General features: G+C 68.0%; 14 protein-coding genes. 7 read left to right on the plus strand and 7 right to left on the minus strand.

Annotated elements, in window-relative coordinates; translation table 11 throughout:
• The first annotated feature begins 21 nt into the window (after positions 1-21).
• From H0X91_RS09970 to H0X91_RS09980, 3 genes are all read left to right on the plus strand, one after another.
• Positions 22-1,368, plus strand: a complete 1,347-nt coding sequence (locus H0X91_RS09970; protein WP_058903702.1) for an aminotransferase class III-fold pyridoxal phosphate-dependent enzyme — start codon at positions 22-24, stop codon at positions 1,366-1,368.
• Complete coding sequence (locus H0X91_RS09975) at positions 1,365-2,168, plus strand: enoyl-CoA hydratase-related protein (protein ID WP_034203671.1); 804 nt, start codon at positions 1,365-1,367, stop codon at positions 2,166-2,168. The genes H0X91_RS09970 and H0X91_RS09975 overlap by 4 nt, the downstream gene beginning before the upstream one ends.
• A gap of 74 nt (positions 2,169-2,242) precedes the next feature.
• On the plus strand, positions 2,243-4,165 hold the full coding sequence (locus H0X91_RS09980) for an AMP-binding protein (protein ID WP_062885694.1): 1,923 nt from the start codon (positions 2,243-2,245) through the stop codon (positions 4,163-4,165).
• A 37-nt stretch (positions 4,166-4,202) separates the two neighbouring features.
• Here H0X91_RS09980 and moaD read toward each other — a convergent pair whose 3' ends face one another.
• The 5 genes from moaD to fdhD all read right to left on the minus strand — a co-directional run bounded on the left by moaD (position 4,203) and on the right by fdhD (position 8,555).
• Entirely contained in the window at positions 4,203-4,460 is a 258-nt protein-coding gene (moaD, locus tag H0X91_RS09985; protein WP_006498429.1) for a molybdopterin converting factor subunit 1, read from the minus strand.
• Positions 4,461-4,512: 52 nt separating this feature from the next.
• Entirely contained in the window at positions 4,513-5,085 is a 573-nt protein-coding gene (locus tag H0X91_RS09990) for a molybdenum cofactor biosynthesis protein MoaE (RefSeq protein ID WP_058903700.1), read from the minus strand.
• Between the two features lie 47 nt (positions 5,086-5,132).
• The gene (gene moaA, locus H0X91_RS09995) at positions 5,133-6,257 is read right to left on the minus strand and encodes a GTP 3',8-cyclase MoaA (protein ID WP_062885693.1); all 1,125 of its coding nucleotides are present in this window, start codon (positions 6,255-6,257) and stop codon (positions 5,133-5,135) included.
• 217 nt (positions 6,258-6,474) lie between these two features.
• A complete protein-coding gene (locus H0X91_RS10000) occupies positions 6,475-7,689 on the minus strand; it encodes a molybdopterin molybdotransferase MoeA (RefSeq protein ID WP_060264075.1) in 1,215 nt (404 codons plus the stop codon).
• Positions 7,686-8,555 (minus strand): formate dehydrogenase accessory sulfurtransferase FdhD, encoded by an 870-nt coding sequence (gene fdhD, locus H0X91_RS10005; RefSeq protein ID WP_034203666.1) that lies wholly within the window; start codon positions 8,553-8,555, stop codon positions 7,686-7,688. The genes H0X91_RS10000 and fdhD overlap by 4 nt, the downstream gene beginning before the upstream one ends.
• 422 nt (positions 8,556-8,977) lie before the next feature.
• On the opposite strand from fdhD, the gene H0X91_RS10010 reads away from it, so the two are divergent.
• The 4 genes from H0X91_RS10010 (at position 8,978) to H0X91_RS10025 (ending at position 12,970) form a co-directional block, all read left to right on the plus strand.
• Positions 8,978-10,378: a cytochrome ubiquinol oxidase subunit I gene (locus H0X91_RS10010; RefSeq protein ID WP_006498424.1), complete on the plus strand. Its 1,401-nt coding sequence runs from the start codon at positions 8,978-8,980 to the stop codon at positions 10,376-10,378.
• Between the two features lie 2 nt (positions 10,379-10,380).
• A complete protein-coding gene (gene cydB / locus H0X91_RS10015; protein ID WP_006498423.1) occupies positions 10,381-11,388 on the plus strand; it encodes a cytochrome d ubiquinol oxidase subunit II in 1,008 nt (335 codons plus the stop codon).
• Positions 11,389-11,549: 161 nt separating this feature from the next.
• On the plus strand, positions 11,550-12,470 hold the full coding sequence (locus H0X91_RS10020; RefSeq protein WP_048989239.1) for a bestrophin family protein: 921 nt from the start codon (positions 11,550-11,552) through the stop codon (positions 12,468-12,470).
• Positions 12,471-12,562: 92 nt separating this feature from the next.
• Positions 12,563-12,970: a VOC family protein gene (locus H0X91_RS10025; protein ID WP_062885690.1), complete on the plus strand. Its 408-nt coding sequence runs from the start codon at positions 12,563-12,565 to the stop codon at positions 12,968-12,970.
• 19 nt (positions 12,971-12,989) lie between these two features.
• On the opposite strand, the gene trpS is transcribed toward H0X91_RS10025, so the two are convergent.
• Together trpS and H0X91_RS10035 are read right to left on the minus strand one after the other, a co-directional pair.
• Positions 12,990-14,003, minus strand: coding sequence for a tryptophan--tRNA ligase (gene trpS / locus H0X91_RS10030; protein WP_034204044.1), 1,014 nt, complete (start codon positions 14,001-14,003; stop codon positions 12,990-12,992).
• Positions 14,004-14,212: 209 nt separating this feature from the next.
• Positions 14,213-14,365, minus strand: a complete 153-nt coding sequence (locus H0X91_RS10035; protein ID WP_006498419.1) for a hypothetical protein — start codon at positions 14,363-14,365, stop codon at positions 14,213-14,215.
• Positions 14,366-14,829: the final 464 nt, after the last annotated feature.

A 14,829-nucleotide genomic window follows, 5' to 3' on the forward strand; every position in this document is an offset into this window, starting at 1 on the left:
CATGCCATTTCCGGAGTCAACATGGATCTCAGCATTCACGGCGAGTCGAATCCCGCGCTCGCGTCGTCGTTTCGAAAGGTGCTCGTGCCCTGGGCGGTCCAGGGCGGGCTCAATCCGCCGGTCATCACGCATGCGCACGGATGCTACTTCTACGATGCGAACGGCAAGCGCTACCTGGACCTCACCAGCGGCTATGTCGCGGTGTCGTTGGGACATGGCCATCCGAAGGTGGTTGAGGCGATCCAGGCGCAGGCCGCGCGCATGTGCTGGGTCGCGTCCAGCTACTTCAACGACGTGCGCGCCGAATACGCGGAACGTCTGAACAGCGTTTCGCCGTGGCCGGAAGGGCTGCGCGTGCACTTCACCTGCGGCGGTGCCGAGGCGAACGACGATGCGGTGAAGATCGCGCGGTTGGTGACACGCCGGCCCAAGGTGCTGACCGCCTACCGGTCGTATCACGGCAGCACGCTCGGCGCGAGCGCGATGACGGGCGTGGACCGCTGGCGCGATCCGTTCCCGGCGCTGTCGGGCATGGTGAAGTTCTTTGCGCCGTATCCGTATCGCAGCCCGTTCCATACGTCGGAGCCGGCCGAGGAAACCCGGCGCGCCCTCGATCACCTGGCGCGCGTCCTTTCGCACGAAGGCGCACAGAACGTGGCCGCGATCCTGATGGAGCCGATGACGGGATCGAGCGGGGTCGTCGTCTACCCGCCGGGGTATCTCGCAGGCGTTCGCGACCTGTGCGACCGGCACGGCATCCTGCTGGTCTTCGACGAGATCATGACGGGCTTCGGGCGCACGGGGGCATTGTTCTGCGCCGAGCGGGTCGGCGTGTTGCCGGACCTGATTTCGTTCGCCAAGGGGGCCAGCTCTTCGTATACGCCCCTTGGCGGCGTCCTGGTGCGCGAAGGCGTGGCCCGCCACTTCGATACGGAACTCTTCGACGTGGGCCACACGCATGCGGGCCATGTACTGGCGGTCGCCGGCGGCCTCGCGGCACTGAAGGTCTATCTGGAAGAGGGCTTGTTCGAGCGGGCGCGCGAGATCGAAGGCTGGCTGCGCGACGGTCTCGGCGAGCTGGCGGAGCGTCATCCGTCGATCGGCGACGTGCGGGGCATGGGCGCCCAGTTCGGCATCGAGCTGGTGCGCGACCGGGAAACGCGCGAGCCGCTCGTCGAGTGGCACCACCCGGCGGGATCGGCGCCGATGCGCGCGTTCTATGGCGAACTGCTGAAGCGCGGCGTTCACGCGTACGGGCGCTACAACGTGGTGATCGTGACGCCGCCGCTCGTCATCTCGCGCACGGAGCTGGACGAGGGGCTCGACGCGCTCGACGCGGCGCTGACGGTGTTGGAGGCCGCGCGATGAACTACGAGGACATCCTGTATCGCGAAGCAGGCGGCGTGGCGACGATCACGATCAACCGTCCGTCGGTGTACAACGCGTTCCGCGCGAGGACGGTCGACGAACTGCTGCACGCGTTTCAGCAGGCGGGCTGGAATCCGGAGATCGGCGTGATCGTGCTGACCGGCGCCGGCGACCAGGCCTTTTGCACCGGCGGCGACCAGACGAGCCACGGCGATGGCGGCTACGGCGGGCGCGGCACGATCGGCTTGCCCGTGGACGCGTTGCAGAGCCTGATCCGCGACGTGCCGAAGCCGGTGATCGCGCGCGTCAACGGCTATGCGATCGGCGGCGGCAACGTGCTCGTGACGGTGTGCGACCTGGCGATCGCGAGCGAAGCGGCGCAGCTCGGGCAGGTGGGGCCCAGGGTGGGGTCGGTGGATCCCGGCTTCGGCACGGCGTTGCTCGCCCGCGTCCTCGGCGAAAAACGCGCGCGGGAAGTGTGGTTCCTGTGCCGGCGCTACACGGCGCGCGACGCGCTTGCGATGGGGTGGCTCAATGCGGTCGTGCCTGCCGATCGGCTCGACGGGGAAGTCGCGCGATGGTGCGACGAAATCCTTGCACTGAGCCCCACGGCGCTCGCGATCGCCAAGCGGTCGTTCAATGCGGACTCCGAGCATATCCGCGCGATCGGTGCGCTGGGATTCGAGGCGCTGTCGCTGTACTACGCCACCGACGAGTCGAAAGAGGGCACACGCGCCTTCCGCGAACGGCGCAAGCCCGCTTTCCGGCGCGCAAAGGCACGCCATGATCCTCAACCCTGAACGGTCGCCCTGCCTGCTCGACGCGATCCGGCAGGGCGGCATCGTGCGACAGACGATTCGGACGGAGCACTTTGATGAGCACCACTGACGTACTTTGGCAACCACCGGCCGACTGGCGGACCAGCACGCTGCTGGGTGAACTCTGCGCGCGCGTGGGCGCCTCGTCGTTCGAAGATCTGATCGGGATGTCGCTGCATGAGCCGCAACGCTACTGGGCCGCGGTGATGGCGCACCTGCAGTTCCAGTGGCGGATGCTGCCGCGGCGGCATGTCGATCTTGCGAGCGGGCCCGCGTTTCCGCGATGGTTCCCCGGCGGTCGGCTGAACTGGGTCGATCATGTGCTTGCGCACGCGGACGGCCCGCGTGCGCTGCAGGCGGCGGTCGTCACGGAGACGGAGGACGGGCGCGTCAGCACGACCAGTTATGCCGCGCTGGCTCGGGATGTACGGCAACGGGCGTCGCGGCTGGGCGCGCTCGGCGTCGGCGCGGGCGATCGGGTCGGCATCATGATGACGATGGGGGCGCAGGCCGCGGCCAGCCTGATTGCCGTATCGGCGCTCGGCGCGATCGCCGTGCCGCTGTTCACCGGCTTCGGGGCGGACGCCGTCGCCGCGCGACTGACGCTGGCCGACGCGCGTGTGTTGCTGGCGAGCGGCGGCTACCTGCGCCGCGGACGCGCTGTCGACCTGAAACCGGTATTCGACGCATTGCAGGAACGGATGCCGGGTTTGCGCATCGTTATCCAGGGCGACGAGCCGGCGAGCCCCGTCACGCCAGACGCCCGATCTTCGCTGCACGCGGCGGCGCCCCATGCGTTCCCCGCGCAGGACCCCGACCAGCCGTTCATGATCGTTTTCACATCGGGAACGACAGGGTCGCCAAAGGGCACGGTGCATACGCATGCCGGCTTCCCGTTGAAGATCCTGCACGATTGCGCATACCACTTCGAGTTGCGCCCCGGCGACCGCTGGCTGTGGCCGAGCGACATGGGCTGGATCGTCGGCCCGCTCACGACGATCGGCGCGCTTGTCCGCGGCGCGACCCTGGTGTGCTACGACGGCGCGCCCGACTATCCGGACGCCGGGCGTCTGGCCGAAGTCGTCGACCGCCACCAGGTCACGCACTTCGGTGCGTCGCCCACGCTGATCCGCAGTCTGGCGGCGTCGCCGCGGGCGGTCGACGGCGCGGTGCTGGACAGCCTGCGCGTGCTGATGGTGGCCGGCGAGGTGATCGACCCGGATCACTTCGCGTGGTTCTTCCATGCGTTCGGCCGGTCGCGGTTGCCGGTGATCAACTACAGCGGCGGCACGGAGGCGTCGGGCGCGCTGTTGGGCAATGTTCCCGTGCGCCCGATCCGTGCGTGCGCTTTCAACGCCGTATCGCCGGGCGTCGACGCGTTCGCGGCCGACGAGCAAGGGCGGCGCGTGCGCGGCGTTCCCGGTGAACTGGTGATCGCCGCGCCGTTCGTCGGGATGACGTCGGGGTTCTGGAACGCGGCCGACCGCTACGAGGAAACGTACTGGCGCCAGCGGCCGGGCCTGTGGACGCATGGCGACCTGCTGCTCGAAGACGATGACGGACAATTCTTCATCCTCGGCCGTGCGGACGACACGCTGAAGATTGCCGGCAAGCGGCTGGGGCCGGCCGAGGTCGAGTCGGTCGTGCTCGGGTCGCCGCTCGTGCGCGACGTGGCGGCCGTTTCGCTGCCCGATCCGGTGAAAGGGGAGCGGCTGGTGGTTTGCGTCAGTACCCAAGGCGAACCGCCGGGCGCGCTGGCGACCTCGCTGGCCGACCGGATCGAGGCGGCGCTGGGCAAGCCGTTCCGTCCGGGCATCGTACATCTCGTGCCCGATCTGCCGCGCACGCGCAACGGCAAGGTCATGCGCCGCGTGGTGCGAAACGTGTTGCGGGGCTTGCCGCCGGGCGACGTGAGCGCCCTCGAGAACCCGGCGGCGCTTGCAGCCTTGCAGGCGCTGGCCGGTCAGGGCACGGCATGACGGATCGACATCGGAACGGGCGGGGCGCGGTGTAACGTCATCCGCCCGTCACCGGTGGAAAGAACGCAACTTCGCTGTCCTCGCGCACGACGAATTCCCCGGTCACCATTTCGAGGTTCACGGCCGCCCGCACCGGGCGGTCCATCCGCAGCGCGTCCGCACTGCGCGCGTCGCGTGCGGCCAGCGTGCCGCGCAGCGCGTCGACGGTGAGTTCGCGCGCATCGATCTCGACGGTTTCCTCGTCGAGCGCCAGTTGTTCGCGAATGCTCGCGAAGTATTTGATCGTCAGTTTCATCGGGTTGTCTCGGGCAGGAGCGGCGGAATCGGAAAACGCGAAGCGGGTGCGGTCAGCCCCAGCGCCGCATCGCCAGGTCGTCGTGCGCTTTCGCCTCGACCCAGCCGGATTCGCCGTCGTGCCGGATTTCCTTCTTCCAGAACGGCGCATGGGTCTTCAGGAAATCCATCAGGAATTCGCATGCATCGAACGCGGACGCGCGATGCGCGGCGGCCACCACGACCAGCACGACCGGCTGGCCGAGCGGAATGCGGCCGACGCGGTGCACGATCCTGACCGCTTCGAGCCGCCAGCGCGCGGTGGCCTCCTCGACGATGCTCCACAGTGCCTGTTCGGTCATCGTCGGGTAGTGCTCGACTTCCAGCGCGACGACGTCGTCGACGTCGCCTTCCTTGCGCACGACCCCGAGAAAATTCACGACCGCGCCGACATTCGGATTGCGAACGATCGGCGCCAGCTCCGCGCCCGCGTCGATCGGCGCATGCTGCACGCGTACTTCGAAGCCCGCGGCAATCGCGGGCGCCGATTCGGGGTGCGGGTCGGTCGCGTCGACGGGCGGCGGCGGGCTGGCGGCACGCAGCGGATCGTCCGGCAGCCCGGCGCGGGATTCGGTGAAGGTCGTCATGACAGGTTCTCCAGTGGGCGGCGCATCCGGTGTCGCGCGGCGGCCCGTCAGCCGCCGACGAGCGACATGCGCACGGTCGGATAGGTCTTGCCCGGCGCGCGGGCCGGCCGTGCGGCCCGGCGCTCGGAATAGCGGTCGTCGCGCTGCGTCCAGCGTCCGCGCACGGCGGCGGCGAGGTCGGCGCTCGACGCCGCGTCGTCGAGCCACGGCCGCAGGTCGGTGCCTTGCGTCGCGAACAGGCACGTATAAAGCTGGCCGTCGGCCGACACGCGGGCGCGCGAGCAGGTGCCGCAGAACGGATGCGACACGCTGGCGATGAAGCCGACTTCGCCCGCGCCGTCGATGTGCGCGCAACGGATCGCGGTGGCGTCGTGCCCCGGCTCGCCGACGAGCACGAGCGGATAGTGGGCGTCGATCAGCTCGCGCATCCGCCCGGCCGGCACGACCTTGTCGCCGGACCAGTAGCTGGCGCCGCCGACGTCCATGTATTCGATGAAACGCACGGCCACGCCCGTATGCCGGAAGTGCCGCACGAGCGGCAGGATCTGGTCATCGTTCACGCCGCGCTCGATCACCGCGTTGACCTTGACCGGCGCGAGCCCGGCCGCATGCGCGGCCTCGATGCCGGCCAGCACGCGCGCCACGGGCACGTCCGCGTCGCTCATCCGGCGGAATACCGCGTCGTCGAGCGCATCGAGGCTCACGGTCACGCGCGACAGCCCCGCATCGCGCAATGCGCGTGCCTTCGCGGCGAGCAGCGAGCCGTTGGTCGTCAGCGCGATTTCGACCGGCTTGCCGTCGATGGTGGTCAGCGCGGCCAGCCGTTCGATCAGCGCTTCGAGGTGGCGGCGCAGCAGCGGTTCGCCGCCCGTGATGCGGATTTTTTCGACGCCGAGCGACGTGAAGGCGTGCGCGATCTTTTCCAGTTGCGCGAACGACAAGCGTTCGGACGACGGCATGAACGCGTAGTCGGCGCCGAAGCTTTCGCGTGGCATGCAGTAGCCGCAGCGGAAATTGCACTGGTCGATCACGGACAGGCGCAGGTCGCGCAGCGGGCGGCCGAGCGTGTCGGACGGGCGGGGGAAGGCGCCGGGCGATGCGCCGCCGGATGAAGCGGCGACGGCCGGCGTGGCGGAAACGATGGCATTCACGATCGGGTCGTCGGCCTGCATGAAGTAAGCGGAGGGGCGTCGCCGTTCGGCCGTGCGGGTGCCGACGTGTCGGCGCACAGGTCGTGACGAGCCTCATCGTGAGCATAGTCCGCCGGATTTTTCCGGCAGAGACACAATCGCGCCCGAATTGCAGGAATACAGTTCGCCGCGCCGGACGCGCGACAGGCGCGGCGAATGGCGCGAATGCGTCGCGCCGGGCGGGTAGTCGGCGTCGTGTTCATGCGAGCCAGGGAGCGAATTCGTAGTACGGAACCGCGTCGCCGCGCGCGAGCGTGCGCCCGGCCGGCAGCCGCGCGAGCCCGGTTGCCTGCACGAGCGACTGCAGCGTGCCGGCGCCTTGCTGGCGCAACGTGTCGAGCATGGGCGCGCCGTCGGCGCCGACGATGCGCCGCACGCGCACGAAGCGTTCGCGCTGCGCATCCGGCTCGAAGCCGGTATCGATCGGCAGCGACGGCACGACCGGCAGGCAAGCGTCGCGCCCCTGCAGGCGGCGGATCAGCGGCGCGACGAACAGCGCGAACGCCGTCATCGCGGCGCCCGGATTGCCGGGCAGCAGTACCACGGGCCGCGCATCGAGCCGCGCGAGCGCGACCGGCTTGCCGGGCTTCATGCGCACACCGGTGACGAGGAACGACGCACCGAGCGCGGTCAGCGCGGGGCGCAGCAGGTCCTTGTCGCCGACCGACGCGCCGCCGACGCAGATCACGAGGTCGCACCGCGCGTGCAGGTCGCGCAGCGCCCGCTCGACGGCGGCCGGCGTATCGGCCGCATGCAGGCTCATCGCGACGTCGGCGCCGGTTCCCGCGGCCAGCGCGGCGAGCATCGGTGCGTTGCTGTTGTAGATCTGCTGCGGCGCACGCGGCTGGCCGCACGCGACCAGTTCATCGCCGGTCGTCAGGATGCCGACGCGCAACGCCGCCCGCACGTCGATCCGCGCGAACCCTTGCGCGGCGGCCACCCCGACGTGCATCGCGCCCATCCGCACGCCGGCCGGCACGAGCAGGTCGCCGGCGCGCACTTCCTCGCCGCGGCGGCGGATGTGCGAACCGATGCGTTGCGGCGCGTCGAACGTGACGCCGCCGTCCTGTTCGTGCGCATGCTCCTGCATCACGACGGTGTCGGCGCCGGGCGGAATCAGGCTGCCGGTGAACAGGCGTGCGGCGGTGCGCGGCGCGAGCGGCGCGGGCGTGTCGCCTGCATAGCAGCGCTGCGCGACGCGCAGCGGCTCGCCGTGCGCGAGGTCGGCGTGCCGCACGGCATAGCCGTCCATCGCGCTCTGATCGGCCGGCGGCTGGTCGAGCACCGCGGTCAGCGGCGCGGCCAGCACGTGGCCGGCCGCGTCGGCGACCGGCAGGGACGCGGCGGCCGCGAGCGGCGCGAACGCACCGGCGAATTGCTGCTGTGCGGTATCGAAATCGAACAGGTGTTTCATGACGAATGGACCGGGTGCACCGGTGCAGGCAGTGGGTCGAGGTGAACGGCGGCGGGCGACACGTATTCGACGAAGCCGTCGTCGCGGCAGAAACCGACCAGCCGCACGCCGGCTTCGCGGGCGACGTCGATCGCGAGCGACGTCGGCGCCGAGATCGTCGCGAGCATCGGGATGCCGACCCGCGCGGCCTTGCGCACCAGTTCGTAGCTCGCGCGGCTCGACAGGAACACGAAGCCCGCGCGCAGGTCGGCGCGGCGGCGCGCGAGCTGGCCGATCAGCTTGTCGAGCGCGTTGTGGCGGCCGACGTCCTCGAACACGTCGAGCACGGCGCCGTCGCGGTCGCACCACGCGGCCGCGTGGATGCCGCCCGTTTCGCGCATCAGCGTCTGCCGGGCCGGCAGCGCACGCGCGGCGCGCGCGATCGCATCGGCGCCGATGCCCGCGGCCGTGCCGGCGGCCGCGATCCGCGGCGGGTGCAGGTCGAGCTGCGCGATGCTTTCGATGCCGCACACGCCGCAGCCCGTGCGGCCGGCCAGCGCGCGGCGGTGCGCCTTCAGCGCCATGAACGCCTGCTGCGACACGGTGAGCCGGACTTCGGCGCTGCCGGGCCGGCATTCGCTTTCGATGTCGAAGACGTCCGACGCGCGCTCGACGATGCCTTCGCTCAGCGCGAAGCCGAGGCCGAACGCGTCGAGGTCGATCGGCGTCGCCATCATGACCGTGTGCGCGATGCCGTTGAACACGAGTGCAACCGGGGTTTCGTCGACGACGCGATCGACGGTGTCGCACGCGGCGCCGGCGCGGTGGCGCGTCACCTGACATGCGGTGCTGCCGGTCGGATCGTCGCGGCGGGTGCAGGACTCCATGCGGGTTTCTCCAGACGGGACGGCCGGCGGGCCGGCCGGGCTCGGCGCGGGCGCCGAACGACGGGATTCGATGCCGCCGGGCGGGCGCCGCAGGGCGCACGACCGCCGCGGGCAGGCGTTGCATAACATGTTAAGTGGAGTGAACAGTGCGCCGCAGACACAGCGCCGCCACGCGGAAAGCAGTACAGCTGAGCGTCCCGCCGGCACGGAAACTATTTTCCGTGCACACATCTTTGGCGGCGCAAGCAGCACAGTTTCAGCGCACGTTCGAGTGATTGCGAGTATCGTTGCAAACGCGATATCGTCATTCACGCTTCGATGCCATGCGAGTGACCCGTTGTGTTCGCATGTGTCATCGCCAAGCCGTCGCGCGATTTCCTGCTTCGGGCGTACGTCCTCACAACCACGAGCAAATTACGGTCATGGAAATCTTCGATGCGTTCCATCTCGCCCGATTGCAATTCGCATTCACGGTGTCGTTCCACATCGTGTTCCCCGCGATCAGCATCGGCATGGCGAGCTTCCTGGCGGTGCTGGAATGGCGCTATCTCGTCACCGGCGACGCCGCCTACAAATCCATGTTTCAGTTCTGGTCGAAGATCTTCGCGATCGGTTTCGGCATGGGCGTGGTCTCCGGCGTCGTGATGGCGTACGAGTTCGGCACCAACTGGGCCGGCTTCTCGCGCGTCGCGGGCAACATCACGGGGCCGCTGCTCACGTATGAAGTCCTGACGGCGTTCTTCCTCGAAGCCGGCTTCCTCGGCGTGATGCTGTTCGGCTGGCAGCGCGTCAGCCCGCGCGCGCACTTCTTCGCGACGCTGATGGTCGCGGTCGGCACGCTGATCTCGACGTTCTGGATTCTCGCGTCGAACAGCTTCATGCAGACGCCGCAAGGCTACAAGATCGAGAACGGCCTCGTCGTGCCGGTCGACTGGTTCAAGGTCGTCTTCAACCCGTCGTTTCCGTACCGTCTCGTGCACATGACGATCGCGGCGTTCATCGTCGCGGGCTTCATCGTCGCCGCGTGCGGCGCGTGGCACCTGCTGAAGGGGCGTCGCGACGAGCCGGTGAAGCGCAGCTTCTCGATGGCGCTGTGGATGCTGCTGGTGCTCGCGCCGATCCAGATCGTCGTCGGCGACGCGCACGGGCTGAACACGCGCGAATACCAGCCGGCGAAGATCGCGGCGATCGAAGGGCTGTGGGAAACCGAGAAGGGCGGCACCGCGCTGAACCTCGTCGGGCTGCCCGACATGCAGGCCGAAACCACCCGCTATGCGATCCAGGTGCCGCACCTCGGCAGCCTGATCCTCACGCACAGCTGGGACGGCGAGATCCGCGGGCTGAAGGAATTCCCGCCGCAGGACCGTCCGTATTCGCCGATCATCTTCTGGACGTTCCGGATCATGGCCGGCCTCGGGATGCTGATGCTGCTGACCGCGCTGCTCGGGCTGCTGCTGAGAAAGGGCGGGCGCCTGTATGAAACGCGCTGGTTCCAGTGGTTCGTGGTGGCGATGGGGCCGTCGGGCATCGTCGCGCTGCTGGCCGGCTGGATCACGACCGAGGTCGGGCGGCAGCCGTGGACCGTATACGGCGTGCTGCGCACCATCGATTCGGTCTCCCCGCTCGACGCTCAGCAGGTCGGCGTGTCGCTGCTGGTCTTCGTGGTCGTGTATTTCCTGGTATTCGGAACGGGTATCTACTACATGATGAAGCTGATGAAGCGCGGGCCGGCGGCCCAGGCCGGCTACATCGAACTGCACCGGCATCCGGGGCTGCGCAAGAGCGCGCTGTCCACGCCGCTGAACGTCACCGAGGCGGAGTAACCATGCACATCGATCTTCCTGTCGTCTGGGCCGCGATCATCGGCCTCGGCGTATTCATCTACGTGATGCTGGACGGCTTCGATCTCGGCATCGGTCTGCTGTTTCCGTTCTTCGATGCGAAGGCCGAGCGCCAGGTGATGCTCGACACCGTCGCGCCGGTGTGGGACGGCAACGAGACGTTCCTCGTGCTCGGCGGCGCGGGCCTCTACGGCGCGTTTCCGGTCGTGTATTCGACGCTGCTGCCGGCCAACTACCTGCCGCTGGTGCTGATGCTGGTCGGGCTGATCTTCCGGGGCGCGGCGTTCGAGCTGCGCGCGAAAGCCACCCGCACGCAGCACATGTGGGACCTCGCGTTCATCGGCGGCTCGGCGCTGGCGGCGTTCTGCCAGGGAATCGTGCTCGGTTCGCTGCTGCAGGGCATCAAGATCGAGAACAACCACTTCGCGGGCGGGCCGTTCGACTGGCTGTCGCCGTTCAGCATGATGTGCGGGATCGGCGTGCTCGTCACCTATGCGACGCTCGGCTGCGGCTGGCTGATCCTGAAGGTCGACGGCGAACTGCAGCGCAAGATGCGGTTGCTGATGAAGCCGCTCACGGGCGTGCTGCTCGCGGTGATGGGCGTGGTGAGCCTGTGGACCGTGATCGGGCTGCCGGCCGTCGCGCACCGCTGGTTCGGCAGCGGCAACCTCGGCTGGTTCCTGCCGGTGCCGGTCCTCGTCGTCGCATGCGTGTGGGGCATCTTCCACACGGTGAAGCGCGCGCACGAGGCCACGCCGTTCCTGCTGACGCTGGCCCTCGTGTTCCTCGGCTACACCGGGCTCGTGATCAGCATCTGGCCGAACATCGTGCCGCCGTCGCTGACGATCTGGGACGCGTCGTCGAGCCATTCGAGCCAGTTGTTCGCGCTCGTCGGCACCGTGATCGTGCTGCCGATCATCCTCGTGTACAACGCGATGCAGTACCGCGTGTTCCGTGGCAAGGTGCGCGAGGGCGACGTCGGCTATCACTGAGCGGCCAGCGCGGTGACGGGGCGCGGCGCTCGCGTATCATCACGCGCGGCGCGGCGCCCGACACGGCACCCGATACGAAAGCGGCCCGCCACGCGCGGGCCGTTGCGCATCGGGTGCGGGCGCAACGGGTTGCGCATTTCCTTGGCAGTCGAGAAAACATCATGATCGTCAGACCACGACAGAACTGGCTCAGGATGCTGTTCGTATGGAACGGCTCCGTGCTGCAGTCGATCATTCCGCAGCTCGTGTTCATGGCGATCGTCAGCACGCTGGCGGTCTTCACGAACGGGCGCATCTTCGGCGAGAAGATTCCGCTCAACACCGCGCCGTTCACGCTGTTCGGGCTCGCGCTCGCGATCTTCCTCGGGTTTCGCAACAACGCGAGCTTCGAGCGCTTCAAGGAGGCGCGGCATCTGTGGGGCAACCTGCTGATCGCCGCGCGCACCGTGACGTCGCAACTGCATCGCTACCTGCCCGACAGCGTCGGCGACGCCGAGCGCAACCGGCTCGCCGATCTGCTGATCGCGCTCGCGTATGCGCTGAAGCACCAGCTGCGCCATACCGATCCGACCGCGGACCTGCAGCGCATTCTTGGCGCGGAGCGTACGGCCGCGCTCGGCGGCAAATGCTACAAGCCGGTCGCGATCCTCGACGAACTGCGCGGCGGCATCGTCCGTGCGCTGGGCCGCGCGCCGGGCAGCGACGCGACCTGCTGGATGTTCGAGACGCAACTCGACGAGCTCGGCAAGTCGGTCGGAGGGTGCGAGCGCATCCTGTCGACGCCGATCCCGTTTTCGTACAGCGTGCTGCTGCATCGCACCGTATATGCGTATTGCGTGCTGCTGCCGTTCGGGCTCGTCGATTCGACGGAGTTCTTCACGCCGCTGATCTGCGTGTTCATTGCGTATACGCTGATCGCGCTCGAAGCGATCGCGAACGAAGTGGCCGAGCCGTTCGGCCTCGCGCCGAATGCGCTCGCGCTCGATGCGATGACGCGTACGATCGAGCGGTCGGTGCTGGAACTCGGGGATCGGCCGATGCCGGAGGAATTCGTGCCCGCGTCGACGTATCAGATCACGTAGGCTGCGGGGCGTTAGTGTAGTCGTCTGTAAGGTTGATCGGCCGGAGCGATGACGGGTGTGTAGACTCTTGCTCGTTCAATGGAGCCCACACCATGCAACTGCTCGATCACGTGTCGATCGGCGTGCCGGATATCGACCAGGCACGCCCCTTCTACGATGCCGTCATGGCTGCGCTGGGCGCGACCAAGGTCTATGACCGGCCCAATGCGCTCGGTTACGGCGAACGTTGCAGCGCGAATGATCCGGGGTCGACCTTTCTGGCGGTGTATCTGGATCCCGCCGAAATCGGCGCGAGCAAGCGGCACTGGTGTTTCAAGGCGACTTCCCGCGAGCAGGTGCATGCGTTTTTCGAGGCCGGCCTCGCGACAGGCGGCCAGTCCGACGGCGAACCCGGGTTGCGGCCGCAGTACCACGCCGACTACTACGCGGCTTTTGTGGTCGATCCGGCCGGCAACCGGGTCGAGGCCGTGTGTCATGCGGCGGCCGGCGCCGGAGCGTGAGCGGCCGTGACGGCATCGCTCAACCGAAATACGTCAACCCCATCGCTCCCTTCACCTCCGCGAGCGTCGCCCCCGCCACTTCCCGCGCATGCAGCGTGCCGCGCTTCAGGATCGCCATCACTTCGGCCTTGTCGGCTTCGAACTCACGGCGGCGCGCGCGGATCGGCTCGATCAGCGCCTGCAGCCGCTCGTTCAGCACGCGCTTGACGACGCTGTCGCCGAGGCCGCCGCGGCGATAGTGGGCCTTCAGCTCGTCGACCTTCGCCACGTCCGGCTCGAACGCATCGAGGAACGTGAACACGACGTTGCCCTCCACTTGGCCGGGGTCGCTCACGCGCAGGTGATTCGGGTCCGTGTACATGTCCTTCACGGCCTGCGCGATCTCGTCCGGCGTCGAGCCGAGCGTGATCGCGTTGCCGAGCGACTTGCTCATCTTCGCCTTGCCGTCGATGCCGGGCAGCCGCGTGACCGATGACAGCACGGCCTCGCATTCGACCAGCACCGGCTGCTCGACGGTCGCGTTGAAGCGACGCACGAGCTCGTTGGTCTGCTCGATCATCGGCAACTGATCGTCCCCGACCGGCACGTGGGTCGCCTTGAACGCGGTGATGTCGGCTGCCTGGCTCACCGGGTAGGTCAGGAAGCCGGCCGGGATGTCGCGCTCGAACCCGCGCAGGCGGATTTCTTCCTTGATGGTCGGATTGCGCTCGAGGCGCGCGACCGTGACGAGGTTGAGCAGGTATTGCGACAGCTCGGCGAGTTCGGGCACCTGCGACTGCACGACGATCGTCGAGATCGCCGGATCGATGCCGACGGCGAGGTAGTCGAGCGCGACCTCGATCACGTTTTCGGTCACGCGCTGGCGGCGGCCCATGTTGTCGGTGAGCGCCTGCGTGTCGGCGAGCAGCAGGAATTGCGTCGCCTCGTGCTGCATCTGCACGCGGGCGCGCAGCGAGCCGATGTAGTGGCCGAGGTGCAGCGGGCCGGTCGTGCGGTCGCCGGTGAGGATGATCGGGCGGGTGGGGTGCGTCATGGTCGTCGTGGGCTCCGGGTTGTCGAAGCCGCCAGCCATGGTCTCGGCGCAGAAACGCAAATGCCGCCATGGCTGGCGGCATCACGTTTGGGACATGCAAAAGGAAACGGGCCGCCTGGGTCAGGCGCGCCACCAGCAATGCACGATCGGCGAGGCAGGTCGGGTTTCCATCGCGCCAGTATAGCGCAGTGCGCGGCAGGACGCGTGCGTCAGCGGATCACCGACTCCATCGCGAGGTACGCGGTTTCGGCGGACGGCCACAGCAGGTACAGCAGGCCGGCCATCAGCAGCAATGCGCCGGCGCGGACGAACGGCGTGCGGTCTTTGTCGCGGGGATGGGTGGGCTGCTTCGATTTCTTCATGCTTGCAGGCGCGGGGTGCGCCACTCCAACGGTTACTGCAACGGGTCGCGCGGGGCGAGCCGGGGTGTTGCGGGGAAATGGGACATAAATCCGTGGCGCGCCGTTTGACTGCAGTCGGTATGTGTGTCCGGCCGGCGCGCGACGATCCCGATGGATCGGTCATGTGCGACACGCATGCTATCAGCTTGGCTGGCCGCGAACCGTAAAGAATTGTCCGGGCAATGGCCTAGGCGCCGTGCGTTGAGATATGACGGCGTTTGCCGTCAATCATCCGAAATAACATTAAAAGTTAATAAAATCAATGGATTGGTATTTATTTTATTGAAGGGGACGGATCATCCGGCAACACATCGAGCATTCGTTGCACCTTCCATCGCGCTAACTAGCACGGCGCGATTGTTTTTGTGTGAACGTTGCACTTAAAATCGGTGACCAAATAATTAAGCGCAGGTGGCTTGGCGGTC

Origin of the sequence: Burkholderia sp. 9777_1386 (assembly GCF_015712265.1) — a bacterium.
Taxonomy (GTDB): Bacteria; Pseudomonadota; Gammaproteobacteria; order Burkholderiales; family Burkholderiaceae; genus Burkholderia; species Burkholderia cenocepacia.

What these genes read in the sequence shown, in the direction of transcription:
- H0X91_RS09970 (WP_058903702.1), top strand. Translation starts at nt 22, where the DNA reads ATGGATCTCAGCATTCACGGCGAGTCGAATCCCGCGCTCGCGTCGTCG.
- H0X91_RS09975 (WP_034203671.1), top strand. Translation starts at nt 1,365, where the DNA reads ATGAACTACGAGGACATCCTGTATCGCGAAGCAGGCGGCGTGGCGACG.
- H0X91_RS09980 (WP_062885694.1), top strand. Translation starts at nt 2,243, where the DNA reads ATGAGCACCACTGACGTACTTTGGCAACCACCGGCCGACTGGCGGACC.
- moaD (WP_006498429.1), bottom strand. Translation starts at nt 4,460, where the DNA reads ATGAAACTGACGATCAAATACTTCGCGAGCATTCGCGAACAACTGGCG.
- H0X91_RS09990 (WP_058903700.1), bottom strand. Translation starts at nt 5,085, where the DNA reads ATGACGACCTTCACCGAATCCCGCGCCGGGCTGCCGGACGATCCGCTG.
- moaA (WP_062885693.1), bottom strand. Translation starts at nt 6,257, where the DNA reads ATGCAGGCCGACGACCCGATCGTGAATGCCATCGTTTCCGCCACGCCG.
- H0X91_RS10000 (WP_060264075.1), bottom strand. Translation starts at nt 7,689, where the DNA reads ATGAAACACCTGTTCGATTTCGATACCGCACAGCAGCAATTCGCCGGT.
- fdhD (WP_034203666.1), bottom strand. Translation starts at nt 8,555, where the DNA reads ATGGAGTCCTGCACCCGCCGCGACGATCCGACCGGCAGCACCGCATGT.
- H0X91_RS10010 (WP_006498424.1), top strand. Translation starts at nt 8,978, where the DNA reads ATGGAAATCTTCGATGCGTTCCATCTCGCCCGATTGCAATTCGCATTC.
- cydB (WP_006498423.1), top strand. Translation starts at nt 10,381, where the DNA reads ATGCACATCGATCTTCCTGTCGTCTGGGCCGCGATCATCGGCCTCGGC.
- H0X91_RS10020 (WP_048989239.1), top strand. Translation starts at nt 11,550, where the DNA reads ATGATCGTCAGACCACGACAGAACTGGCTCAGGATGCTGTTCGTATGG.
- H0X91_RS10025 (WP_062885690.1), top strand. Translation starts at nt 12,563, where the DNA reads ATGCAACTGCTCGATCACGTGTCGATCGGCGTGCCGGATATCGACCAG.
- trpS (WP_034204044.1), bottom strand. Translation starts at nt 14,003, where the DNA reads ATGACGCACCCCACCCGCCCGATCATCCTCACCGGCGACCGCACGACC.
- H0X91_RS10035 (WP_006498419.1), bottom strand. Translation starts at nt 14,365, where the DNA reads ATGAAGAAATCGAAGCAGCCCACCCATCCCCGCGACAAAGACCGCACG.